General features: G+C 67.5%; 24 protein-coding genes. 13 read left to right on the plus strand and 11 right to left on the minus strand.

Annotation, left to right across the window (positions count from 1 at the left end; all coding sequences use genetic code 11):
* Window positions 1-840 carry an NAD-dependent epimerase/dehydratase family protein gene (locus DL990_RS07810; protein WP_125798264.1) on the minus strand — a complete coding sequence of 280 codons (840 nt, stop codon included), beginning with the start codon at window positions 838-840 and terminating at the stop codon, window positions 1-3.
* A 115-nt stretch (window positions 841-955) separates the two neighbouring features.
* Between DL990_RS07810 and DL990_RS07815 the strand changes: the two genes are divergently transcribed.
* Both DL990_RS07815 and DL990_RS07820 read left to right on the plus strand, forming a co-directional pair.
* Window positions 956-1390, plus strand: coding sequence for an Lrp/AsnC family transcriptional regulator (locus tag DL990_RS07815; protein WP_199746251.1), 435 nt, complete (start codon window positions 956-958; stop codon window positions 1388-1390).
* 110 nt (window positions 1391-1500) lie between these two features.
* On the plus strand, window positions 1501-2358 hold the full coding sequence (locus DL990_RS07820; RefSeq protein ID WP_125788931.1) for a triacylglycerol lipase: 858 nt from the start codon (window positions 1501-1503) through the stop codon (window positions 2356-2358).
* A gap of 3 nt (window positions 2359-2361) precedes the next feature.
* Here DL990_RS07820 and DL990_RS07825 read toward each other — a convergent pair whose 3' ends face one another.
* The 3 genes from DL990_RS07825 to DL990_RS07835 form a co-directional block, all read right to left on the minus strand.
* A complete protein-coding gene (locus tag DL990_RS07825) occupies window positions 2362-3357 on the minus strand; it encodes a DUF2203 family protein (RefSeq protein ID WP_125788932.1) in 996 nt (331 codons plus the stop codon).
* Between the two features lie 21 nt (window positions 3358-3378).
* Window positions 3379-3969 carry a hypothetical protein gene (locus DL990_RS07830; protein ID WP_125788933.1) on the minus strand — a complete coding sequence of 197 codons (591 nt, stop codon included), beginning with the start codon at window positions 3967-3969 and terminating at the stop codon, window positions 3379-3381.
* 82 nt (window positions 3970-4051) lie between these two features.
* Window positions 4052-4564: a hypothetical protein gene (locus DL990_RS07835; protein ID WP_233620419.1), complete on the minus strand. Its 513-nt coding sequence runs from the start codon at window positions 4562-4564 to the stop codon at window positions 4052-4054.
* Window positions 4565-4803: 239 nt separating this feature from the next.
* Here DL990_RS07835 and DL990_RS07840 point away from each other — a divergent pair, with 239 nt between their 5' ends.
* Together DL990_RS07840 and DL990_RS07845 are read left to right on the plus strand one after the other, a co-directional pair.
* Window positions 4804-6027 (plus strand): NADP-dependent isocitrate dehydrogenase, encoded by a 1224-nt coding sequence (locus tag DL990_RS07840; protein ID WP_034304555.1) that lies wholly within the window; start codon window positions 4804-4806, stop codon window positions 6025-6027.
* 193 nt (window positions 6028-6220) lie between these two features.
* Complete coding sequence (locus DL990_RS07845) at window positions 6221-6526, plus strand: SH3 domain-containing protein (RefSeq protein WP_125788934.1); 306 nt, start codon at window positions 6221-6223, stop codon at window positions 6524-6526.
* Between the two features lie 105 nt (window positions 6527-6631).
* Here the strand turns inward: DL990_RS07845 and DL990_RS07850 are convergent, their stop codons facing one another.
* Window positions 6632-7375 carry an MBL fold metallo-hydrolase gene (locus DL990_RS07850; RefSeq protein ID WP_125788935.1) on the minus strand — a complete coding sequence of 248 codons (744 nt, stop codon included), beginning with the start codon at window positions 7373-7375 and terminating at the stop codon, window positions 6632-6634.
* A 56-nt stretch (window positions 7376-7431) separates the two neighbouring features.
* On the opposite strand from DL990_RS07850, the gene DL990_RS07855 reads away from it, so the two are divergent.
* The 3 genes from DL990_RS07855 (at window position 7432) to DL990_RS07865 (ending at window position 9444) form a co-directional block, all read left to right on the plus strand.
* Complete coding sequence (locus DL990_RS07855) at window positions 7432-8238, plus strand: exodeoxyribonuclease III (protein WP_125788936.1); 807 nt, start codon at window positions 7432-7434, stop codon at window positions 8236-8238.
* 88 nt (window positions 8239-8326) lie between these two features.
* Window positions 8327-8548, plus strand: a complete 222-nt coding sequence (locus DL990_RS07860) for a nucleotidyltransferase family protein (protein ID WP_125798265.1) — start codon at window positions 8327-8329, stop codon at window positions 8546-8548.
* Window positions 8549-8577: 29 nt separating this feature from the next.
* Complete coding sequence (locus DL990_RS07865) at window positions 8578-9444, plus strand: hypothetical protein (protein ID WP_125798266.1); 867 nt, start codon at window positions 8578-8580, stop codon at window positions 9442-9444.
* On the opposite strand, the gene DL990_RS07870 is transcribed toward DL990_RS07865, so the two are convergent.
* A complete protein-coding gene (locus DL990_RS07870) occupies window positions 9438-9938 on the minus strand; it encodes a cupin domain-containing protein (RefSeq protein WP_125798267.1) in 501 nt (166 codons plus the stop codon). The genes DL990_RS07865 and DL990_RS07870 overlap by 7 nt on opposite strands.
* A gap of 65 nt (window positions 9939-10003) precedes the next feature.
* Between DL990_RS07870 and DL990_RS07875 the strand changes: the two genes are divergently transcribed.
* Window positions 10004-10507 (plus strand): MarR family winged helix-turn-helix transcriptional regulator, encoded by a 504-nt coding sequence (locus DL990_RS07875; protein ID WP_125788939.1) that lies wholly within the window; start codon window positions 10004-10006, stop codon window positions 10505-10507.
* Between the two features lie 56 nt (window positions 10508-10563).
* Here DL990_RS07875 and DL990_RS07880 read toward each other — a convergent pair whose 3' ends face one another.
* Complete coding sequence (locus DL990_RS07880) at window positions 10564-11451, minus strand: glycoside hydrolase family 19 protein (protein ID WP_125798268.1); 888 nt, start codon at window positions 11449-11451, stop codon at window positions 10564-10566.
* A 398-nt stretch (window positions 11452-11849) separates the two neighbouring features.
* On the opposite strand from DL990_RS07880, the gene DL990_RS07885 reads away from it, so the two are divergent.
* Complete coding sequence (locus tag DL990_RS07885) at window positions 11850-12179, plus strand: hypothetical protein (protein WP_125798476.1); 330 nt, start codon at window positions 11850-11852, stop codon at window positions 12177-12179.
* Window positions 12180-12683: 504 nt separating this feature from the next.
* On the opposite strand, the gene DL990_RS07895 is transcribed toward DL990_RS07885, so the two are convergent.
* Window positions 12684-13430: a trypsin-like serine protease gene (locus DL990_RS07895; protein ID WP_125788941.1), complete on the minus strand. Its 747-nt coding sequence runs from the start codon at window positions 13428-13430 to the stop codon at window positions 12684-12686.
* A 163-nt stretch (window positions 13431-13593) separates the two neighbouring features.
* Between DL990_RS07895 and trpS the strand changes: the two genes are divergently transcribed.
* Window positions 13594-14613, plus strand: a complete 1020-nt coding sequence (gene trpS, locus DL990_RS07900) for a tryptophan--tRNA ligase (RefSeq protein WP_125788942.1) — start codon at window positions 13594-13596, stop codon at window positions 14611-14613.
* Between the two features lie 41 nt (window positions 14614-14654).
* Window positions 14655-15677, plus strand: a complete 1023-nt coding sequence (locus DL990_RS07905; protein WP_125788943.1) for a YhjD/YihY/BrkB family envelope integrity protein — start codon at window positions 14655-14657, stop codon at window positions 15675-15677.
* Window position 15678: 1 nt separating this feature from the next.
* Here the strand turns inward: DL990_RS07905 and DL990_RS07910 are convergent, their stop codons facing one another.
* Together DL990_RS07910 and DL990_RS07915 are read right to left on the minus strand one after the other, a co-directional pair.
* Window positions 15679-15909, minus strand: coding sequence for a hypothetical protein (locus tag DL990_RS07910; RefSeq protein ID WP_125788944.1), 231 nt, complete (start codon window positions 15907-15909; stop codon window positions 15679-15681).
* Window positions 15910-16029: 120 nt separating this feature from the next.
* On the minus strand, window positions 16030-17268 hold the full coding sequence (locus tag DL990_RS07915; RefSeq protein WP_199746252.1) for a D-alanyl-D-alanine carboxypeptidase family protein: 1239 nt from the start codon (window positions 17266-17268) through the stop codon (window positions 16030-16032).
* A 43-nt stretch (window positions 17269-17311) separates the two neighbouring features.
* Here DL990_RS07915 and DL990_RS07920 point away from each other — a divergent pair, with 43 nt between their 5' ends.
* Complete coding sequence (locus DL990_RS07920) at window positions 17312-17566, plus strand: SCO4848 family membrane protein (protein ID WP_026467335.1); 255 nt, start codon at window positions 17312-17314, stop codon at window positions 17564-17566.
* Window positions 17567-17645: 79 nt separating this feature from the next.
* Window positions 17646-19058: a S8 family serine peptidase gene (locus DL990_RS07925; protein WP_125788945.1), complete on the plus strand. Its 1413-nt coding sequence runs from the start codon at window positions 17646-17648 to the stop codon at window positions 19056-19058.
* Window positions 19059-19379: 321 nt separating this feature from the next.
* On the opposite strand, the gene DL990_RS07930 is transcribed toward DL990_RS07925, so the two are convergent.
* Complete coding sequence (locus tag DL990_RS07930; protein WP_125788946.1) at window positions 19380-20297, minus strand: DUF4064 domain-containing protein; 918 nt, start codon at window positions 20295-20297, stop codon at window positions 19380-19382.
* Window positions 20298-20322 lie beyond the last annotated feature (25 nt).

Here is a 20322-nt window from a genome sequence, read left to right on the forward strand (position 1 = left end):
TCAAGCCTTTCTGGCGTTTTCGACGGCTTCGTCGAGCCAATCGGTGGTGGTGGAGAACGAAAAGCCGAGGCCGGTCGCACGCGAGGTGTCCAGGACCGCGTACCGGTCGAAGGAGAACGGCGAGGCGTCCCGATCGACGGCCCGGAACCGGGGCTCGACCGAGATCGCACGGGCGATGTCCACGGCGGAAAGCTCGCCGTGCGAACCGGCGTTGATCGGTCCCGTGAAGTCCGCGAGCACTGTCCAGGTCAGGAAGTCGGCGATCTCGCGCGCGTGGATGAACGTCGACGGCCGCGGTTTCGCGTGGATGTCCACGGCATCCCCCGCGTCCAGCCGTTCGACGTAGTGCCGTAGCCGTCCGGTGAAATCGTCGCCACCGAGGACGTGCGCGACCCGCACCGAAGCGAACGGCGTGTCTCCCGCCGCGAAGACCGCCTCGGCCTGCCGCTTGCCTTCGCCATAGTCGTACGAAGGTGCCCCGAGGTCGACCGGCACGGGTGCGACCAGCGTTTCGGCCATCGGGGTCTCCGTCCGGACCTGGTCGTAGACCTCGATCGTGGACGTCATCACGTACCGGCCCGCGCGGATGACCCGCCGCGCGATCGCCGCCTGGACCGGGGTGTAGCAGACCTGGTCCAGCACGACGTCGAAAGAACGCGAACCGAGCGCGGCCTTCAGCCCGCCTTCGTCGTCGCGGTCGGCGATCAGGTGGGCGACGCCGGAGGGCGTCGGCGTGGAGCCGCGGTTGAGGACGGTGACGTCCAGTCCTCCGTCGCGCAGCCGCTCGACCACCTCGCGGCCGAAGTACCGGCTTCCACCCAGAACGAGCACTTTCTTCATGTCCACCAGTGTTACGGTGGCGATCCGGGCGTTTGAAGGGGAGAACATGGGTGAATCGGCGGAATCGCTGAAAGAATCTCGGCCGAATCGCGGTTTCACTGAAAGCTCACTGGACGTGATCGACAGGCGACTCCTTGAACTCCTCCAGGAGGAAGGCCGCATCACCCTGAGCGAGCTCGGGCGCCGCGTTTCGCTGAGTCCCGCCGCTGTCGGCGAGCGCGTCAAACGGCTCGAAGCCGACGGCACGATCACCGGCTACGCGGCGCTCGTCTCGCCGTCCGGGATCGGACTCGGGCTGCGGGCGTTCGTGCGGATGGCGCCGCACAGCGGGTTCACCGTCCGGCATCCGCGCACCCGGAAGCTCATGGACCGGCCGGAGATCCTCGAACTGCACCACGTGGTGGGGGAGGACTGCTGGATCCTCAAGATCGCCGTACGCGACACCACGCACCTGGAAGACCTTCTGGAGGATCTGTCCACGCTGGGTGCCACGACGACGTCGATCGTCATGTCCAGTCCGATCGAGCGGCGCGTCCTCCTGCCCTTGTGATTCGGCACAAGGTGGGCCGGATAAGTCTGGTCGCTGTCCTGGTTCTGCCTGCCGGTTTGTGACGCATGATGACTCGTAGCGCACATACTGACGAGTAACCGGAGGCAGGGATGCGGGCCAGAAGGATCCTCACCACGCTTGTCGCGGCCTTGACGTTCACGATCGCCGTCCCGGCGGTGGCGAGCGCGGCGCCGTCGAGCGGCTGGAACGACTGGTCGTGCAAGCCCAGCGCGAGCCATCCCGAGCCCGTCGTGCTGGCGCACGGCCTCGGCGGCAACGCGACGACCAACTGGTTCCATCACGCGCCGAAACTCAAGGACGCCGGCTATTGCGTCTATTCGCTGACCTACGGCACCACCGTCCTGGGTGGACAGTTGTTCGGCGGGCTCGGCTCCATGCGGAAGAGCGCCGTCGAATTCGGCGCGTTCGTGGACCGGGTGCGGGCGAGCACCGGCGCCGACAAGGTCGACATCGTCGGGCATTCCGAGGGCACGACGATGCCCGCGTACTACCTCAAATTCGAGGGAGGCGCGGAGAAGGTGAAGCATTTCGTCGGGTTCGGTTCCAACTTCAAGGGCACGACGCTGAACGGCCTTTCCGGACTCGCCAGGACCGTGCTTTCGCTGCCCGGCCTCGATCTGCTCGCCGACGGCGTCTGCGGGGCGTGCCGCGAATACCTCGCGCCGTCGGACTTCCTCGACGACCTCGCCCGCGGTGGCGTGAGCGTGCCGGGGCCGACGTACACGAGCATCGTGAGCCGCCACGATCGAGTGGTCACGCCGTACACCAGCGGGGTGCTCGACGAACCGGGCACAACCGACATCGTGCTGCAGGACCACTGCGGCGCGGACATTTCCGGGCATCTGAGCCAGGCGATCGACCCGAACGTGACGAGCTTGATCCTCAAGGCGCTCGACCCGGAAGGCGCCCCCGCGCCGAAGTGCGTGCCGTTCTTCGTGCCGCTGTAGGCCTCAGGGCCTGGTCGCGTGCACCACGAACACCGACCGGATCCGGTCCGGCGTTTCGACGTCGACGCGTTTCACGGTCACCTCGGTGAAACCCGCTTCGGAGGCCAGTTCCGCCGCCTCGTCCTCGGTTTCCGGCAGCTTCAGGTCGGTGGGGACGATGGCGGCGAACGCCTCAGACGGCCGGAACGCCGACGCGAGCGGCAGACTGAAAGCCACCCTGCCACCCGGGCGCAGCGCCCGCAGCCAGTCGCGGAGCGCGGCCGCGCCGAGGAAATGCAGCGAAGACGCGCACAGGACGGCATCCGCGCCTTCGTCCTCCACCGGCGACGGAACCGCCGAGGCGACCTGCCAGGTGATGAGCCTGCCGGGATCGTGCGTCGCCGCCTTCTTCTCGGCCTGGGCGATCATGCCCGGCGAGATGTCGATCGCGAGCACTTCGCCCGGCTCCAGGCGCAGCGCGGCGAACGCGGCCACCCCCGTACCGGTCGCGACGTCGAGAACGCGTCCGGGCGCCATAAGGCCGAGGCCGTCGACGAGCGCGTCGGCGACCAGGCCGTGAAAAGTGTCTTCGTCGTAGTGCGCGGCGATGCCGTCGAACAGCCCGGCCGCGATCTCCTCGCTCACGGCGGCGACCCTATCCGGGAGGCGGCGCCTGCCGGCGAAACCCAGGTCGACGCGGTGATACCAGCACAACTCCGAGTCGCCTTCGAGCCAGCACAGCAGGACGTCGACGCCGTCGAGTTCGGCAGGGAAGTCGATCAGGAGCGGGGCGAACCCCTTCAGCTCCGCGCCCGTCCGCTGGACAGTCGTCATCAAGTCGTCCAACCGGGCCTGCGCGGCCTTCCACTCCGGCATCCCGCCGAGCGTGGTCGCCCGGCCGCCGGGGCGCAGGGACGCGGCGAGTTCGGCCGCGTCGGCGCGAAGACGGACAAGCTCGTCGAGCACGGGGCGTAGCCGGGCGAGCTCGGCGCGGGCTTCGGGAACGGTGAACAAACCCATCCGCCGATGGTCCCAGCCCGCTCAGCGGCGCCGCCGGGCGAGTCTCGACGCGAGGCCCGCGCCGATCAGGAGGAAGCCCGTCGCGAGCAGGCCGCCGATGAAGAGCCAGCTCGTGACGCCGTAGGTGACGTCGTTCTGCGGCAGGTACTTCACCAGGCGGAAGCCCCATTCCGGGACGGCGATGGTCGCCACGCCCGGCGCGACGCCCCAGACGAGACCGCCGAGGATCGGGCCGGTCGCCGAGAGCGCGCCGAGCAGCCCGACCGCCAGCAACAGGAGTCCGCCGCCCACGAGCAGGCCGATGCTCAAGACGTCTCGCTGGGTGCTGAGCGTCGCCTGGACGAGCATCTGCTGCCGCAGACCGCCCCAAGACAACAGGCCGAGGGCGACCGGCGTCAGGATCAGACCGCCCGCGCCACTGAGGACGCGACGCACGCCTCGACCCGCGCGCGGGTCTTCGACGCCCAGGTCGTCGTCGAAGGGCGGCTCGTACGGTTCATACGACTCGACGTCCTGGTACGGCCTCCGCGGGTCCTTCGGTTCCTGCTCGTACTCGCCGTACTCCTGGTAGTCCTCGTCGTCGTACTCCGCTACGTACCGGTGCGATGACATGGGCGGGTCACCTCCCTTAAACGGACTACGGACGTCAGCCCCCTTCGGTTCACTTCGATCTCCGCGGAGCGCGTTTAGCCCGCTAAACGCGATTCGGGCGGCGCCGCGAGAGGGTGCCGACCAGGCCGGACCCGATGAGCAGGAAACCGCTCGCGAACAGGGCACCCATCACCAGCCAGGTCACCAGGCCCGTCCCGAGGCTCGCCCCGGTCACGTCGTAGGTGAGCCTCATGATGTCTTGGGGGCTCAGCAGGAACGTCAGTCCCGGCAGCACGCCCCACATCAGGCCGCCCACCATGGGCCCGATCCCGGACAGCGCCCCGAGTAGCGCGACGCCGATCAGCAGCACGCCGCCGAGGACCAGCAAGAACAGGCTGAGCGGGTCTTCACCGACGGACAGGTACTGCGCGAGACTGCGCTGCAGCTGTGAGCCGCTGTAGATCACCAGGCCGAGAGCGACGGGTGTCAGCAGCACTCCGCCGAGCGCGCTGAGCACGCGCGGCACGGCCCGGCTCGCCTGCCTAGGCTGGGCGCCGTAGGGCTCCGGTGCCTGAGGCTGCTCGTACGGGGGCACGGCGTAGGGGTTGTTCGTCATGGGAGCGCCCTTTCCGGTGGGCCGGCAGAGGAGTTTTGTTCGATGATGTCGCGGCCCGCGCGGTTCCGTGACGGCCGGATGGCCGTCGTTCGACCGGGTGACGTCGGTCACAACGGCCTCGTGGAGACTTGATACCGACCACTACTGGAACCATCCAGGACCGTTAAGCAGTACGCTTGTACCGCTACCGGAGAGACTGAAGAAGAACGCGAAGATCCGCGGAAGGAGCACCGCTGCTCATGGCCAAGATCAAGGTCCAGGGCACCGTCGTCGAGCTCGACGGCGATGAGATGACCCGCATCATTTGGCAGTTCATCAAGGACAGGCTGATCCACCCGTACCTTGACGTGAACCTGGAGTACTACGACCTGGGTATCGAGGAGCGGGATCGCACCGACGACCAGGTCACCGTCGACTCGGCCAACGCGATCAAGAAGCACGGCGTCGGCGTCAAGTGCGCCACGATCACGCCGGACGAGGCGCGCGTCGAAGAGTTCGGCCTGAAGAAGATGTGGCTCTCGCCCAACGGCACGATCCGCAACATCCTCGGCGGCGTGATCTTCCGCGAGCCGATCGTCATCCAGAACATCCCGCGCCTGGTGCCCGGCTGGACCAAGCCGATCATCATCGGCCGTCACGCGCACGGTGACCAGTACAAGGCGACCAACTTCAAGGTCCCCGGTCCCGGCACACTGACCATCAGCTACACCCCGGACGACGGCTCCGAGCCGATGGAGTTCGAGGTCGCGAAGTTCCCCGAGGGCGGCGGTGTCGCCATGGGCATGTACAACTACCGCAAGTCCATCGAGGACTTCGCGCGCGCCTCGCTGCAGTACGGCCTCGACCGTGAGTACCCGGTCTACATGTCGACCAAGAACACCATCCTCAAGGCCTACGACGGCATGTTCAAGGACGTGTTCGAGGAGATCTACCAGGCCGAGTTCAAGGCCGACTTCGACGCCAAGGGCATCTCCTACGAGCACCGCCTGATCGACGACATGGTCGCCGCGGCGATGAAGTGGGAGGGCGGCTACGTCTGGGCCTGCAAGAACTACGACGGTGACGTCCAGTCCGACACGGTCGCGCAGGGCTTCGGCTCGCTGGGCCTGATGACGTCGGTGCTGCGCACCCCGGACGGCAAGACCGTCGAGGCCGAGGCCGCGCACGGCACCGTGACCCGGCACTACCGCCAGCACCAGCAGGGCAAGCCGACCTCGACCAACCCGATCGCGTCCATCTACGCGTGGACCCGGGGCCTCGAGCACCGCGGCAAGCTGGACTCGAACCCGGAGCTGATCGGGTTCGCGAACAAGCTGGAGCAGGTCGTCGTCGAGACCGTCGAGAGCGGCAAGATGACCAAGGACCTCGCGCTGCTGATCAGCAAGGACCAGGCATTCCAGACCACCGAGGAGTTCCTCGCGACGCTGGACGCCAACCTGGCCAAGAAGATCGCCCAGGGCTGAGTTCCGCCTAGTACGTGAAGGCCCCCTTCCCTCGCCGGAAGGGGGCCTTCGTGCACTTGTGACGGTGGGTAGTAGGCCCGCCGGCCGGTTGGCGCCTCCGGGTGGTTGGCAATCCGGGATCTGGGCGACCGCCCCGGCTTCTGCCACTCTGGACCGGACAGAAAACGATTCCCTTGTTCGAGGAGTGACCATCATGGCCATCTCGAAACCGGTCTTGTTCATCGGCGGCGGACTGGCGCTCATCGTCGTCGTCGCCATCTCGGGACAGGACAGGGAGTCCAGCGCGTCCAGCCCGGCCGGATGCCAGGTCGTGGTGACGGCCGACGTGCTCAACGCGCGCGACGCCCCCGGCGGGCAGAAGATCGTCGGCAAGTACGTCAAGGACGCGAAGATCGACGCGCAGCCGGTGGTCGAGAACGGCTTCCGCAAGATCGCCGAGGGCAAATGGGTCTCCGCCGAGTTCGCGCCCCCGGTCGAAGGCGCCAAATGCGGCCCGTGACCTGCGGCTTCGCGTTTAGCCCGCTAAAGGCGACAGGCCGGTGACCTGGGGGATCGCGGTTAGCCCGCTAAAGGCGACTCGGCGCCCTGACCTGCGGGATCGCGGTTAGCCCGCTAAACGCAAGTGGGCGCCTTCCTCGGCCGCCAGCACCTCGCCGCTGAACTCCTTCCGCGCTTCGGCCACCGAGACCTCGCGGTCGGAGCCCGGCCAGAAGTGGGTCAGCAGCAGCCGCCGGGCACCCGCGCGCTCGGCCCAGTACCCGGCCTCGCCCGCCGTCGACACCAGGCGTGGCGTCGCGTCGGGAGAAGGGCCCTGCAGCGTGGCGTCCGCGATGAGCAGGTCGGCGTCGCGCGCCAGTTCCGCCAGGATCGGGCTCGGCCCGCTGTCGCCGGTGTAGGCGACGGTGAGCCCAGGCGCGGTCAGCCGGACGCCGTGGTTCGGCACATGGTGCGGCAGCAGGAACGTGGTCATCCGGAACGGTCCGACCTCGCGCGGCGTGCCAAGTTCGTACACGTCGAAGATCGTCGTCGGATGCGGTCGCGGTTCCATCGCTTCGAGTCGCCGCACCGTGCCCGGCGTGCAGTGCAGCGGGATCCTCGGCTCGTCCGGCAGCCCGTAGGCGCGGGCACGTCCGAGCGCGCTCACGTCGGCGCAGTGATCGGGATGTTCATGCGTCACCACCACCGCGTCGACCCGGCCGCCGGGGCAGTGTTCGAACAGCCGTGACGCGGCGCCGTAACCGAGGTCGAGTACGACCTTGAAACCCTCGTGGACCAGGAGGAAGCCGGCGCAGGCCCGACCCGGTTCCGGCCAGGCGCCACAGCTGCCCAGCACGGTCAACTCGCTCATACGGGCAGTCTCGCAGAGCGCACGCCGTGCCGGTTCTGTCGGACCCCCCGGGTAGCGTGCGACGGGTGCTGACCGTCTCCACTGTGAATGTCAACGGCCTCCGTGCCGCCGCGAAAAAAGGCTTCGTCGAGTGGCTGGGCTCGACGAAGGCCGACGTCGTCGCCTGCCAAGAGGTCCGGGCCGAGCTCAAGGAGCTTCCGGCCGGTGCCGCCGCGCCCGAAGGCTGGCACGTGGTGCACGCGCCGTCGGTGCAGAAGGGGCGCAACGGCGTCATGCTCTTCAGCCGGGCCGAGCCGGAAGAGGTCCGCATCGGGTTCGGCGAGCCCGAATTCGAGGACAGCGGCCGGTACGCCGAGATCCACCTGCCGAACGTCGTGGTCGCGAGCCTGTACCTGCCCAGCGGCGACGTCGGCACCCCGCGCCAGGACGAGAAGGAGCGCTTCATGGCGGCGTTCCTGCCGTACCTCGTCGACCTGCGCGCCAAGGCGGCGGCAGGCGGCCGTGAGGTCGTCGTCGTGGGTGACTGGAACATCGCCTACGACAAGACCGACCTGAAGAACTGGCGCGGCAACCAGAAGAGCTCGGGCTTCCTGCCGGAGGAGCGGGAGTGGCTCGGCCGCGTGTTCACCGAGGCCGGGTATGTCGACGTGCAGCGCAAGCTCGATCCGGAAGGCCCCGGTCCGTACACGTGGTGGTCGTACCGCGGGAAGGCGTTCGACAACGACTCGGGCTGGCGCATCGACTGCCAGATCGCCACCCCCGGCCTTGCCGAGCGGTGTACTTCGGTCGTGGTCGAGCGCGCCGAGTCCTACGACCAGCGTTGGTCCGACCACGCGCCGGTGACGGCGACCTACAGGAACTGAGGGATCGGCCGGCGACCCCGGAAGTCATGGCCTTCACCGTGACCTTCGGGATCCGGTCAGGCACGATCATGCTCAAGAGGCGGCGATCATGCGCGAGTCGATCGAACTCAAGAAACGTGAGATCGAGGAGCTTTGCCGAGCGCGCTCAGTGCGCCGCCTCGATCTGTTCGGCTCGGCTGTGAGTGACAGGTTCGACCTGCGGTCCAGCGATGTCGACGTGCTCGTCGAGTTCGACGCGGGGCCCGGGTTCGACTACTTCGGGAACTACTTCGACCTGAAGGAAGGCGACCACGCGCCGGACTCCGGATAACCTGCGCGCACGAGAATCCGGGGGTTGCGATGGAAACGAACGAGGCCAGGCGTATCGAGGCGACGAACGCCGAGCGCTACGCCATGTCCGGCCAGTACGGGTGGGAGTTCAGCCCGGACGCGCCGAACCTCCTGGAGCGGTGGACCGTGCTGCCGTTCAACCAGCGCGGGGACAAGCGGATCGCGTTCGGCGCACTGAGCGGCGCGTATCAGGGGCTGCGGTTCAGCGTCTTCGACTACCACCGCCGCCCGACGGTCACGAGCGTGCACACGCGATGGACCAACAAGAAGGTCAACGAGCTCGACACGATCTCGATCGACACGGTCTGGGTGGTCACGCTGCCCGCGCCGATGCCGAACTTCCAGATCGTGTCGAGCATCGAGTCCGCCTGGGACGTCGAGCAGTACCCCGAGCCCGCCACGGCGGACCGGAAGTTCAACCGCTGGTACAAGCTCATCGACACCGACCCGAACATCGCGATCGGAGTGCTGACTCCGCAAGTGGCCGCCACGATGCGGTCCTCGAAGCTGCACACCTGGTCGCTGGTTGGCCCGGAATTGGTCTACGTCGAGAATCCGACGTTCGGCCGGACCAAGCCGGACGAGATCCTCGCGACGCTCGGCAAACTCGCGCAACTGGTGTCGCTCCTGCCGTTCCACCTCGGCGGCCGACAGCCCGCCGCCCCGCCGCCACCACAACCGCAACCCCAGTACCCGCAACAACCCCAGTACCCGCACCAGCCGTATCCGCCGCAGAATCCCGGGTATCCGCAGCAGTATCCGCCCCCGCCGCAGTACGGCCCGCCGCCGTATCCGCCGCAACAACCGGGATATCCGCCGCCGCACTACCCGCAACCCGGGTATCCGCCGCCGGGTTACCCGCCGCGCGGTTACTGACGGGCCTTCGCGCTCTCCGTCCACACTGGACTTTCGACGAAGTGGTTGTCGAACTTTTCCTGGCTGTCCAAGAGATCCTGGACGGTCGCTTCGCCGTGCCCGACCTTTTCCAGTAGGCGGAAGTAGCCGAACCGTTCGACGCCGGGGATGAACACGATCAGGACGTCCGCGGGCGAGTCCGCGGCCGCACGGAAAGCGTGTGTGGTCAGCGGTGGGACGACGAGCATGTCACCCTTGGCGACGGTGACGATCTCTTCCCCCGCAAGGACTTCGAGCTTTCCGTCGAGCATGAAGAACATCTCGGAGGAGCCGGTGTGATAGTGCGGCGCCGCTCCATCGGCGCCGACGCCCAGTTGTGTTCTCGCACTGCTCATGACTCCGCCTGTGGTCGAGACGTCGGCGAGCAGGGTGACGAGGGTGGGGGCCGTGCCGACGGTCTCGGCTTCGGCGGCGCGGACGAGGACGGGTTCGCGGGTTTCGACGCGTTGAGTCATGGAAGAGATAGTTTCATCGCTGATAGTTCGCTGTCAAACTATCTCCCGTCGAATAGACTGCGTCCGTGAGTGAAGAGCGAAACGTGGACGCGATCGACGCGGTGGTCGGCGCCTGGCGGCGCGAGCGGCCGGAATTGGACTTGACGGCGATCGGGGTCGCCGGGCGCCTCGGCCGGGTGGCGATGCTGACCACGCCGATGGTGGAAGCGGTGTTCGCGAAACACGGCCTGAAGCAAGGGGAGTTCGACGTGCTCGCGGCGCTCAGGCGGTCCGGGAAGCCGTACACGCTGATCCCGTCCGAGCTGTCCGCGACGCTGATGATGTCCAGGGCCGGGATGACCAGCCGCATCGACCGGCTCGAGGCGGCGGGGCTGGTCGAGCGGGCGCTGGACCCCGAAGACCGGCGCAGCTTCCGGGTCACGCTGACCGAGCGCGGATTCGAAGTCGTCGATGCCGCGATGACCGAGCACACGGCGAACGTCGCGAAGCTCCTGTCGCCGCTGGGTGAGGACCTCGGTGTCCTGGACGCCGCGCTGCGCCGCCTGCTGGTGTCTCTCGACGAACACTGAAGGGGCCTGTCGCCGCGTCAGATGCGGCGAAAGGCCCCTTCGGTTCCCTGAATGGATCAGCAGTACAGGTTGCCCCCGGGGCTGACGCCGAGGATCCCGGTGAACTGCTGGTACTTGTTCACGCGGCTCTGCACCTGGGCCGGGTTGCCGCCGTTGCACTCGATGCTTCCGTTGATGCTGCGGATGGTCTCACCGAAACCGCGGCTGTTGACCATCGCGTTGTGCGGGGTCATCGTGCCCGGGCCGTTCTGGGTCATCCAGTACCAGATGCCGGTCTTCCAGGCGACCGCCGCGTCGTTCTGCACCAGCCACGGGTTGGTCAGCAGCGGCAGGCCCAGCGCGTCGCCGGCGGCCTTGTAGTTGAAGTTCCAGCTCAGCTGGATCGGGCCGCGGCCGTAGTACGCGGCGTTGCCCGCGGGGCAGCCGTAGGACTGGCTCGTGTCGCAGTAGTGCGGGTAGTTGGCCTCGTTCTGTTCGACGATGTGGACGAGGCCGCCGGTCTCGTGGCTGACGTTCGCCAGGAAGGCGGCCGCTTCCTGTTTCTTCACGGTGTCGCTGCCCGTGCCGGCGAAGGCCGGGTACGCGCTGAGGGCGGTGACCAGGCCGTTGTAGGTGTAGAAGGGGTTCCGGCTCGGGAACATCTGGTTGAACTGGGCCTCGCTGACCACGAAGCCGGACGGGTTCGGCGGGTTGGTCGTCCCGCCGCCGCAGGCGCCTTGATCGGCCCAGACCTGCGCGCTACCGGGCGTTTCGTTCTGTGTCCACCACTTCGCGGACCAGTTGTGCCCGTTGTGGGAGGCGGTGTTGCCGCCCCAGTAGACCGAGCTCGCGTTCCACGGCGCCACGCAGTCCGCGGCGGAGGCGGACTGGGCCGGGACCACCACGGCGACCGTGGTGGCGGCGAAGGTGGCGGCGACCGCCGCGAGAATACGTCGAAGAGACATCGGTGGCTCCTTCGTACGAGGGGACCATGCAGGGGATTGGTCTATACCTTTTAAGGGGTATGGCCAACAGGTATAGACCATTGCGCGCAAGAAACCAACCTGGGGAAGTCGGATCGTGCCTGTTCGGCCCCGTCGTGACAGCCGAATGGCGTAACGCTGTCCGGTTTTGTCAGAAACCGGCTCCGGCGGCGACAACTCTGAGAAGAGGGGTGCTCGAAAGATCCCCCCTGTGGGGGGCTAGTCTCGTGCCCCGAGTTGATCAGAACCGACAGGTCTTGACACGCTCGGTAGTTTTTTGACCAGCAGCCTGGAAATGCTCACTCGTTCGGGTTAGCGTTCCGGTTCGGCAAAGTCACGTCACGGGAGGCACTCCGGTGCGGAACCCAGTTCATCTCCTGATGCGATCGGCCCTGCCCTCGGCCAGGGCCGCGGCGGTCATCGCGATCCCGGTCGCGCTGCTCGTCGCGGGCGCCGGTCCGGCGTCGGCCGCGGAGTCGGCGTCGCGCTCGGAGATGGCGTTCGGTCTTCTCGGCCCGGTCGGCTTGATCGCCGTCGCGCTCGGCATCGTCGGTATGGCCTTCGGTGTGTTCCGCCAGCGCCGGAAGGCGCGTGCGGCCGCCGTCGCCCCCGCTCCCGTGGCCCCGGCCCAGCCGGCCGCCCCGCACGTCGCCGCGATGGCCGAGGCCGTGCTCGCGGACGGCGGCCTCACCCGCCAGCAGCGCCCCTGACCCGCGTCTTCCCGGGCCAGATCGCGTTTAGCCCGCTAAAGGCGACGCGCCCCGGATCGCGTTTAGCCCGCTAAAGTCGCCAGGGCGTCAGGTCGGCCCGGATCGCGTTTAGCCCGCTAAAGGCGACGCGGCGGATTTCTTGGGTAGGTACACCTAGTCCCGCCCGGATTGTTTAGCCGCCCGCTGATCGCCACGCTCAGGTCCATGACGGTGACGCGGCGTCGCAGCCGGCCCGGTGACCCCTTCCCGCTCGCTCTGGACCGGGCGATCACGGACAGCGGTCTCGGCCTCGACCGGATCCGGCATCGGCTCGCCCGGCAGGGCGTCCGGGTCAGTGTCGCGACCTTGAGCTACTGGCGGACCGGAAGAAGCCGCCCCGAGCGGTGCGACTCCCTGAAGGCGGTCGCGCTGCTGGAGCGGCTGTTCGAGCTTCCGCACGGTTCGTTGCTGAACCGGCTGGGCCCGCGTCGCCCCCGGGGACGGTGGGGCGACGCGGGAACCGGATCAGACTCCGGAGTTGGTGCGGATCCAGCTGCGGAAGTAGGGGACGTCCACGTAGATCGACGGCCCGGTCGCGCAGGTGCTGCTGTTGTTCCCCGCGCGGCTGGTGGCGCCGACCAGCTGCCAGACACCGTTGACCTGCTTCACCTGCGGGCCGCCGGAGTCGCCGTAGCAGGCACCCGAGTTGCCGTTGGGGTTGTTGGTGCAGATCTCGCTGGCGCCGTTGATGCCGCTGCACCGGGTGTCGGCGACGATCGAGGTGTTCAGCTCCTGGAGGTTGATCGGAGCGCCACAGCCACCGCGGATGGGGCAGGTCTGGCCCCAGCCGATGATCCGCGTCGCGGTGCCAACGGCCCCGGACGAAGCGGCGATCGTGACCGGCGCCTGCGACACCGCCGTCGAGAGACGCAGCAGCGCCAGGTCGGCGCTCGGGTGGGCGATGCGCTGGGCCACGCGGGCGACGGTGCCGCCGCTGGTGCGGTTCGTGGTGCCGACCCGCACCTGGTACGGCGTGCCACAGTGCGCCGCGGTGACCACCCAGGTCGAGCTGATCAGTGAGCCACCACATTGGTGCCCGCCGCTGCTCGACTGCTGGGACGCCATGAACGAGTAGACCTGGGTCGCGTTGCCGCCGCCGACGATGTTCGGCTGGACGCCTCCGGTGGGCTCGGCGGCCGCCGCGACGCCGGAAAGCGAGAAGACGGCCGCAGCCGCCATGGCCAAGCCCATCAGTAGGGATCGTGCCTTCATCTGGGTTCTCCTTCGGTGTGGCCGGAAGATCCGGTGCCATGAACGCTAGGAATCGGGCACCGTGCTCAGAACCGTCGGAAGTATGTGGCGTTTAACCGTTTAGACCGTTCGGCCGGGGTGAGGCCGGATGACCCGCCGAGAGGTGGCCTGAGAGAATCCGGGCGTGTCCGACGAACTGAAGCGCCCGCGTGTGCTCTCCGGGATCCAGCCGACCGCCGACTCGTTCCACCTTGGCAACTACCTGGGTGCGCTGCGGCAATGGGTGCGGCTGCAGGACACCCACGACACCTTCTACATGGTCGTCGATCTGCACGCGATCACCGTCGAGCAGGATCCGAAGGTGCTGCGCGACCGCACTCGCCGCTCGGCCGCGCAGTTGCTCGCGCTCGGCGTCGACCCGGCCCGCAGCGCGCTGTTCGTCCAGAGCCAGGTGCCAGAGCACGCCCAGCTGGGGTGGGTGCTGGAGTGCCAGACCGGGTTCGGCGAAGCGAGCCGGATGACGCAGTTCAAGGACAAGGCCGCGAAGCAGGGCACGGATCGCGCCAGCGTCGGCCTGTTCACGTACCCGGTTCTGCAGGCCGCGGACATCCTGCTGTACCAGGCGAACGAAGTCCCCGTCGGCGAGGACCAGCGGCAGCACCTGGAGCTGACGCGCAACCTCGCGCAGCGGTTCAACAACCGCTACGGCAAGACGTTCACCGTGCCGGAGCCGCATATCGTCAAGGACACGGCGAAGATCTACGACCTGCAGGACCCGACCGCGAAGATGAGCAAGTCCTCGTCGACCGGCAACGGCCTCATCGAGTTGCTCGAAGACCCGAAGAAGTCGGCGAAGAAGGTGCGCTCGGCGGTCACCGACACGGGCCGCGAGATCGTCTTCGACACCGAGAACAAGCCGGGCGTCTCGAACCTGCTGACGATCCTTTCGGCGCTGACCGACCAGCCGGTCGCCGAACTCCAGAACGCCTACGAGGGCAAGGGGTACGGCGATCTGAAGAAGGGGGTCGCGGAGGCGTTCGTCGAGTGGGTGACGCCGGTGCAGGAGCGCGTCCAGTCCTACTTGGACGACGTCACCGAGCTCGACAAGGCGTTGGCCCTCGGCGCGCAACGGGCAAGGGAAGTCGCTTCGGTGACTTTGCGCAACGTCTACGAGAACATCGGGTTCCTTCCCCCGGCAGGCTGATTCGCGCTGCGCGGTCGCCGCCGCGTGGTTAGCGTTTCAAGGTGGCGAAAGATGACGGCGCGAAGCCGGAAGAGGACAAGCTGTTACCGCGGTTGAGGCGGAAGTACGGCTGGCTCGATCACCTCATCCGGGCGAACGACGCGTTCACCGAGCGCTACGGCAACCACTACGCCGCCGCCATCACCTACTTCAGCGTGCTTTCGGTGATCCCGATCTTGATGGTCGCGTTCGCGATCATCAAGATCGTGCTCGCGGGCGATCAGGTGGTGACGAACCAGCTCGTCGACGGCATCAAGAAGTCGGTCCCGGAGGGTCTCAGCGATCTGGTCGGCAGCATCATCAAGGCGGCGCTGGACTCCGGCGGCGGTATCGGCGTGTTCGGTCTGCTGCTCGCGCTGTACTCCGGCGTCGGCTGGATGTCGAACCTGCGTGACGCGCTGACCGCACAGTGGGGGCAGGAAAAGCAGAAGCTCCCGCTGGTTTCGACGACCATCAAGGATCTGCTGTCCCTCGTCGGTCTCGGCCTCGCGCTGGTGGTCTCGTTCGGTCTCACCGCGGCGGGCAGCGGCGTCGGGCGGTTACTGCTCGAACTCGTCGGCCTGGAAAAGCAGGGCTGGGCCGTGTTCCTGCTGAAGGTCGCGACGATTCTGCTCGGTCTGCTCGCGAACACGCTGGTGTTCCTGTGGGTCATCGCGAGGTTGCCTCGTGAACACGTCGCGTTGCGCAGCGCCGTCAAGGGCGCGGTCTTCGCCTCGGTCGGGTTCATCGTGCTCCAGCAAGCGGCGACCTTTTACCTCGGTAGCGTCACGAAATCACCGGCGTTCGCGTTGTTCGGCCCGGTGATCGGCCTGCTCGTGTTCGCGAACCTGGTTTCGCGGTTCCTGCTGTTCGTCACCGCGTGGACGGCGACGGCGACGGAGAACTTGAAGACGGTCATCGAGCCGCCGGCCCCGGTGCTGATCCACCCGAGGGTGACCGTTCAGCAGGGGCCGGGACTCGGTGCCGTCGGCGGGGCTTTCGCGACCGGCGCGCTCTTGGGCTGGTTCGGCCGCCGAAAGTCCTGACCTACCGGGCGGGCTCCTGCGGAGCCTGCTGCGCGACGGGCTGTGCCTGCGCGGCCTTCTTGTTCCGGACGAGGCCCGCGACGAGCAGGGCCACGCCGAGAACGCCGACGACGATGCCGAGCACCGGCTGGTAGTCCTCCGCCCACATCAGCAGGACGAACTGACGGTCGGTGTAGGTCATCGCGACCGAGCCGAAACCGAGCAGGATGAACAGGAACGCGAGTCTTTGCATGAAAAGGACACCTCGGAAACGAGTACGTGAAATAGGGGACACCCGCGGCCGTCCCCCGAACGGTTCACGAGTGGAGACCGAAGGGTAGCGGCCGAGGCGGCCGCTGTCCGCCGGTTTCGGCTACTCGCCCGCCATGGCCTTCCTGCGCTGGTGACCGACGACGAACGACGCCACGATGATCAGGAAGACGGCCAGCGTGATGATCCAGCCCGTCACCCCGAACGGGTCTTCCGCCGCGGCCGCCGCGCCACTGTTGGACGCGCCGTCGGCGTTCGGCACGGCATTGGCCGGATCCGCTTCCACCGCGGCCGCCGGCCGGTATTCGATGCGCCCCACCGATTCGGCCTTGGCCTCGCGCAGCGCGATGCCGTAATCGAGGAGCTTCGCGGCCTGTTCGGTGACCCGCGTCGGGCGCTGCTCGGCGCGGAGCATCACGATCCCGACCCGGTGACCGTTCCGGAGCGCGCTGCCGGCGTAGGTGTGGCGCGCGTCGTCGGTGAATCCGGTCTTTCCGCCGGTGAATCCGGGATAGCTACCGAGGAGTTTGTTGTCGTTGTAAATCGTGATGACCGGTTTTCCCGCGGTTGGCGGGATTTCGAAGCTCTTGGTCTTGACCACCTTCGCGAATTCGGGGTTCTTCATCGCGTGGTGGAAGATCAGGCTCATGTCGTAGGCGGAGGTCGACATGCCGGGGCCGTCGAGTCCGGACGGTGTCGCGGCCCGGGTGTCCGTGGCGCCGATGCGGGTGGCCAGCGCGTTCATCTTCGCGAGGGTCGCGTCCACGCCGCCGAGCACGGTGGAGAGTGCGTGCGCCGCGTCGTTCCCCGAGTGCATCAGCAGTCCGTGCAGCAGCTGGTCCACTGTGTACTGACCGCCCGCGGCGATGCCCATGCAGGTGCACTCCTGCTCGGCGTCCTCCTTGGTCGGCACGACGACCTTGTTCGGCGGCAGTTCGGTGACCACCACCAGCCCGAGCAGGACCTTGATCAGCGACGCCGGCCGCTGACGGGCGTGCGGGTCCTTCGCGGCGATGACGTCGCCGGTTTCGAGGTCCTGCAGCACCCAGGACGCGGCGGTGCTTCCCTCGGGCGGGTTCAGCGCGCGCTTCGGCAGCACGATCCCGCATTCGGCCATCCGGTCGCCCCCCACCGGGACCGGCGGGACCGGCAACGGCTCCGGCGCGGCCTCCCCGGGGCGCGGTTTCTCGGAGGTGTCGATCGGCGCGGGAGGCGTCGTCTTGTTCGCGCACGGCTGCGCCTGGGCTGGTGGCTTCGGAACGGCTGTGGCCACCGGCGTCACCGCGAGGGCGAGCACACCGGAAACGAGGACCATGAGCGACCGGGAGATAGCGCTGTGCACCCGAGCAATGTAGCGTCGCCAGGCTCGCTGCATACTCAGGGGCATGCGCATTTCGCGAGGTACTTCGATGTTCCTGCTGGGTTTCGGCGTGTGGTCGTGGATCATCTGGATCACGTTCGCCAAGAATCTCTGGGACAGCGACCGCGCCTGGGCCGCCGACGGCTCGCCGACCGCCTACTTCATCGTGCACGCGGTGCTGACGGTCGTCTCGTTCGTGCTCGGCACCATCATCGGCCTGATCGGTCTGCGCACGCTTCGTGGCGCCAAGTCACGGGACGCGGAAAAGGCTGACGCCTGATCGGGTTTGTCGTCCTTTTGACGGTGGTGGGCCCGGCGTCGGCTCCCTAACGTTCACCTCACCGAATCATGGAGGTTGAATGTCCCGGATCAGACGTCTGCTCGTCCCCGCGCTCGTCGCGGCGGCGGCGGGAAGCGTGTTCGCGGCCCCGTCGGCGAGTGCCGCGCCCGCGCCGCAGTGCGACACGGCGAGCGCGCCGTTCAACTACGTGGTGCTTTACGACCCGCGTACCCCGGAGCGCAAGGTCGACAGCGAGCTGCGCGCGAAGTGCGGCGAGAAGGTGGCCTACTACCCGGAGATCGGGGTCGCGGTCGCGACCTCGCGCAATGCCGACTTCCAGGCGAAGATCGGCGTCTTCCGCGCCTACTCGGGCGGCCGTGACGTGGCGTTCCCGCCGGCGGCCTCGTCCCGTTCGACCCGCTCCGCGGTGGTCGACACCAAGGAAAACGAAGAGACCACCAGCGTCGCCGTCGAAGAGGACCTGTCGGCCCAGCAGTGGGACATGCGGGCGATCCAGGCTCCCGAGGCGAACAAGGTCTCCGGTGGCAGCCGCTCGGTCACCGTCGGCGTACTGGACTCGGGCATCGAGCCCACCCACCCCGGGCTGAAGGACGCTCTGGACCCGAAGACGTCCGCGGGCTGCAACTCCGGCGCGCCCGACACCACGCCCGCCGCCTGGGCTCCGACGAACTCCGACCACGGCACGCACGTCGCCGGGACGATCGCGGGCAAGGACACCGCGCGCGGCTTCACCGGCGTCGCGCCCGGCGTCAAGCTGGCGTCGGTCAAGGTCGTGAACGACGACGGCCTGATCCTCCCCGAGGCCGCGGTGTGCGGGTTCATGTGGGCCGCGAAGCACCGCTTCCCGGTCACGAACAACAGCTACTACATCGACCCGGGCATGTTCTACTGCTCGAAGGAGCCGGGCGACGCGGCCGCGTTCGAGGCCGTCCGCCGCGCGGTGGCCTACTCGACCGGTCGTGGTGTCCTGAACGTCGCCGCCGCCGGCAACAGCGGCTTCGACCCGGACAAGCAGACCACCGACCCGAACCGCCCCCACCCCATCGACGAGAGCTGCGGCATCCTGCCCAAGGCCATCGACGGTGTCGTCAACGTCTCGGCCATCGGCTACGCGGGCACGAAGTCGTCGTACAGCAACTACGGTGACGACGTTTCGGTCACCGCCCCCGGCGGCGACCGCGCCCAGCTGCCGCCCGCCGGCCAGGGTGTGGGCTGCCCGCTGTCGACCATCTTCAACGGCGGCTACGGCGCCAAATGCGGCACCTCGATGGCGTCCCCGCACGTCGCCGGTGTCGCCGCGCTGCTGGCGTCCCGCTACCGCCACGCTCCGCCGCGGCTGCTGACCTGGCTGCTGGAGCACCAGGCCGACGCGGTCGAGTGCGGCACCGCCGCACCGGTCTGTGAAGGTCCGGCGAAGGACAACTCGTACTACGGGCACGGCCGCGTCAACGCGCTGGACGCGGTGAAGTAGATCTTTTCGGTTGCCGGGGCCCGTCCGCGTTTCGCGGGCGGGCCCCGTTTTCTTCGTTCGGTGACCGCCCGATCACGTGCCGGGTTTTTCGGTATTGACCCTGTCCGAACGGGGTAAGCTCGTGAGTGAAACTCAATGGAGTGACGCACTGCGCGCATCTCGATCGGCCTGCGTTAAGGTGCCCACCTCCACATCGCTCGATGGGGATGTCAGGTTCGACCTCGCGAATGGATACATGATGACCGGCGGTTCTGAGACGGGCGGCAACTAGCCCATCGCCTGGCTCCGGCATGAGGTCGAGCTTTCACCCGTGCCGGAGCGTCAGCCGTTACGCGTGTAGTCCGCGACGAAGCCCATCCGCTGGCTCAACTGGGGCTCGCGAGCGGAGAACTCGACTATCACGTCGTTGTTCCGCACCTTCTTCTTGAAATTCCGTGCGCCCTGATTGCGCACGGTGAGAGACGCGGGGTTCGGGACGTTGCGGAAGACGACGCGGTGGGTGAACTTGCAGACCTGCTTGTCGAAGACCACGTCGAACTCCTCCGGCTCCGCACCGCTCATCAGATCCGCCGACATCTTCGGCCACCACCACTCGACGGTCACGAGGTCGCCGTCCGCGACACGGTTTCCCAAGTGGACATAGATGTCGAGCCGCGGTTTACCGGTCTTCGAGTTCTTCCAGACTGACGTGGCCTTCGCCCGCGTGCGTTCGGACGCGCTTTCCGGTCTCGCGTGGTACGCCTTGCACGAGATGCGCCGTTTCGCCCTGGCGGTCAGGGGAGTCATCCCGTAGTAGGTCATCTTCAGCGAAACGTATCTCGGCTTACCGTCCGACGCGGCGTTGAGGATCATGTTGCGTTTGCAGTAGACGTCACCGTTGTTCTCGACGATGGTTTCCTGCCGCCACTCGCGGAGGACGATCGGTGAATCCGTGTGCATACTGTCGGCGTAGTCGTGAAGAATGTTCTCCACGTTGACGAGTTTGTTGCGTTGTCGTTGCGTTCCCGCGAACGAAACCAGTGCGGCCAAAACGAACAAGACGCCGGCGGCGGTGGCGAAAACCGTTCTGAGCCAGGCGATGCCGAGTACCTGGCCGAGCAGGCCGACAAACCCCAGCATCGTGACCGTGCCGCCGAAGACACGGATGTAACCGTGTTTGTAAACGAGTTCTTCGATTTCCGCGATCAAAGGTAGGAATCGCTGCGAAAGGAGCGCACGCAGCTCCGAACCTGCCGTCATCGCCTCGCCGCCCCTCGATCACCCG

It is taken from the genome of Amycolatopsis sp. WAC 01416, assembly GCF_003947485.1.
Classification (GTDB): domain Bacteria; phylum Actinomycetota; class Actinomycetes; order Mycobacteriales; family Pseudonocardiaceae; genus Amycolatopsis.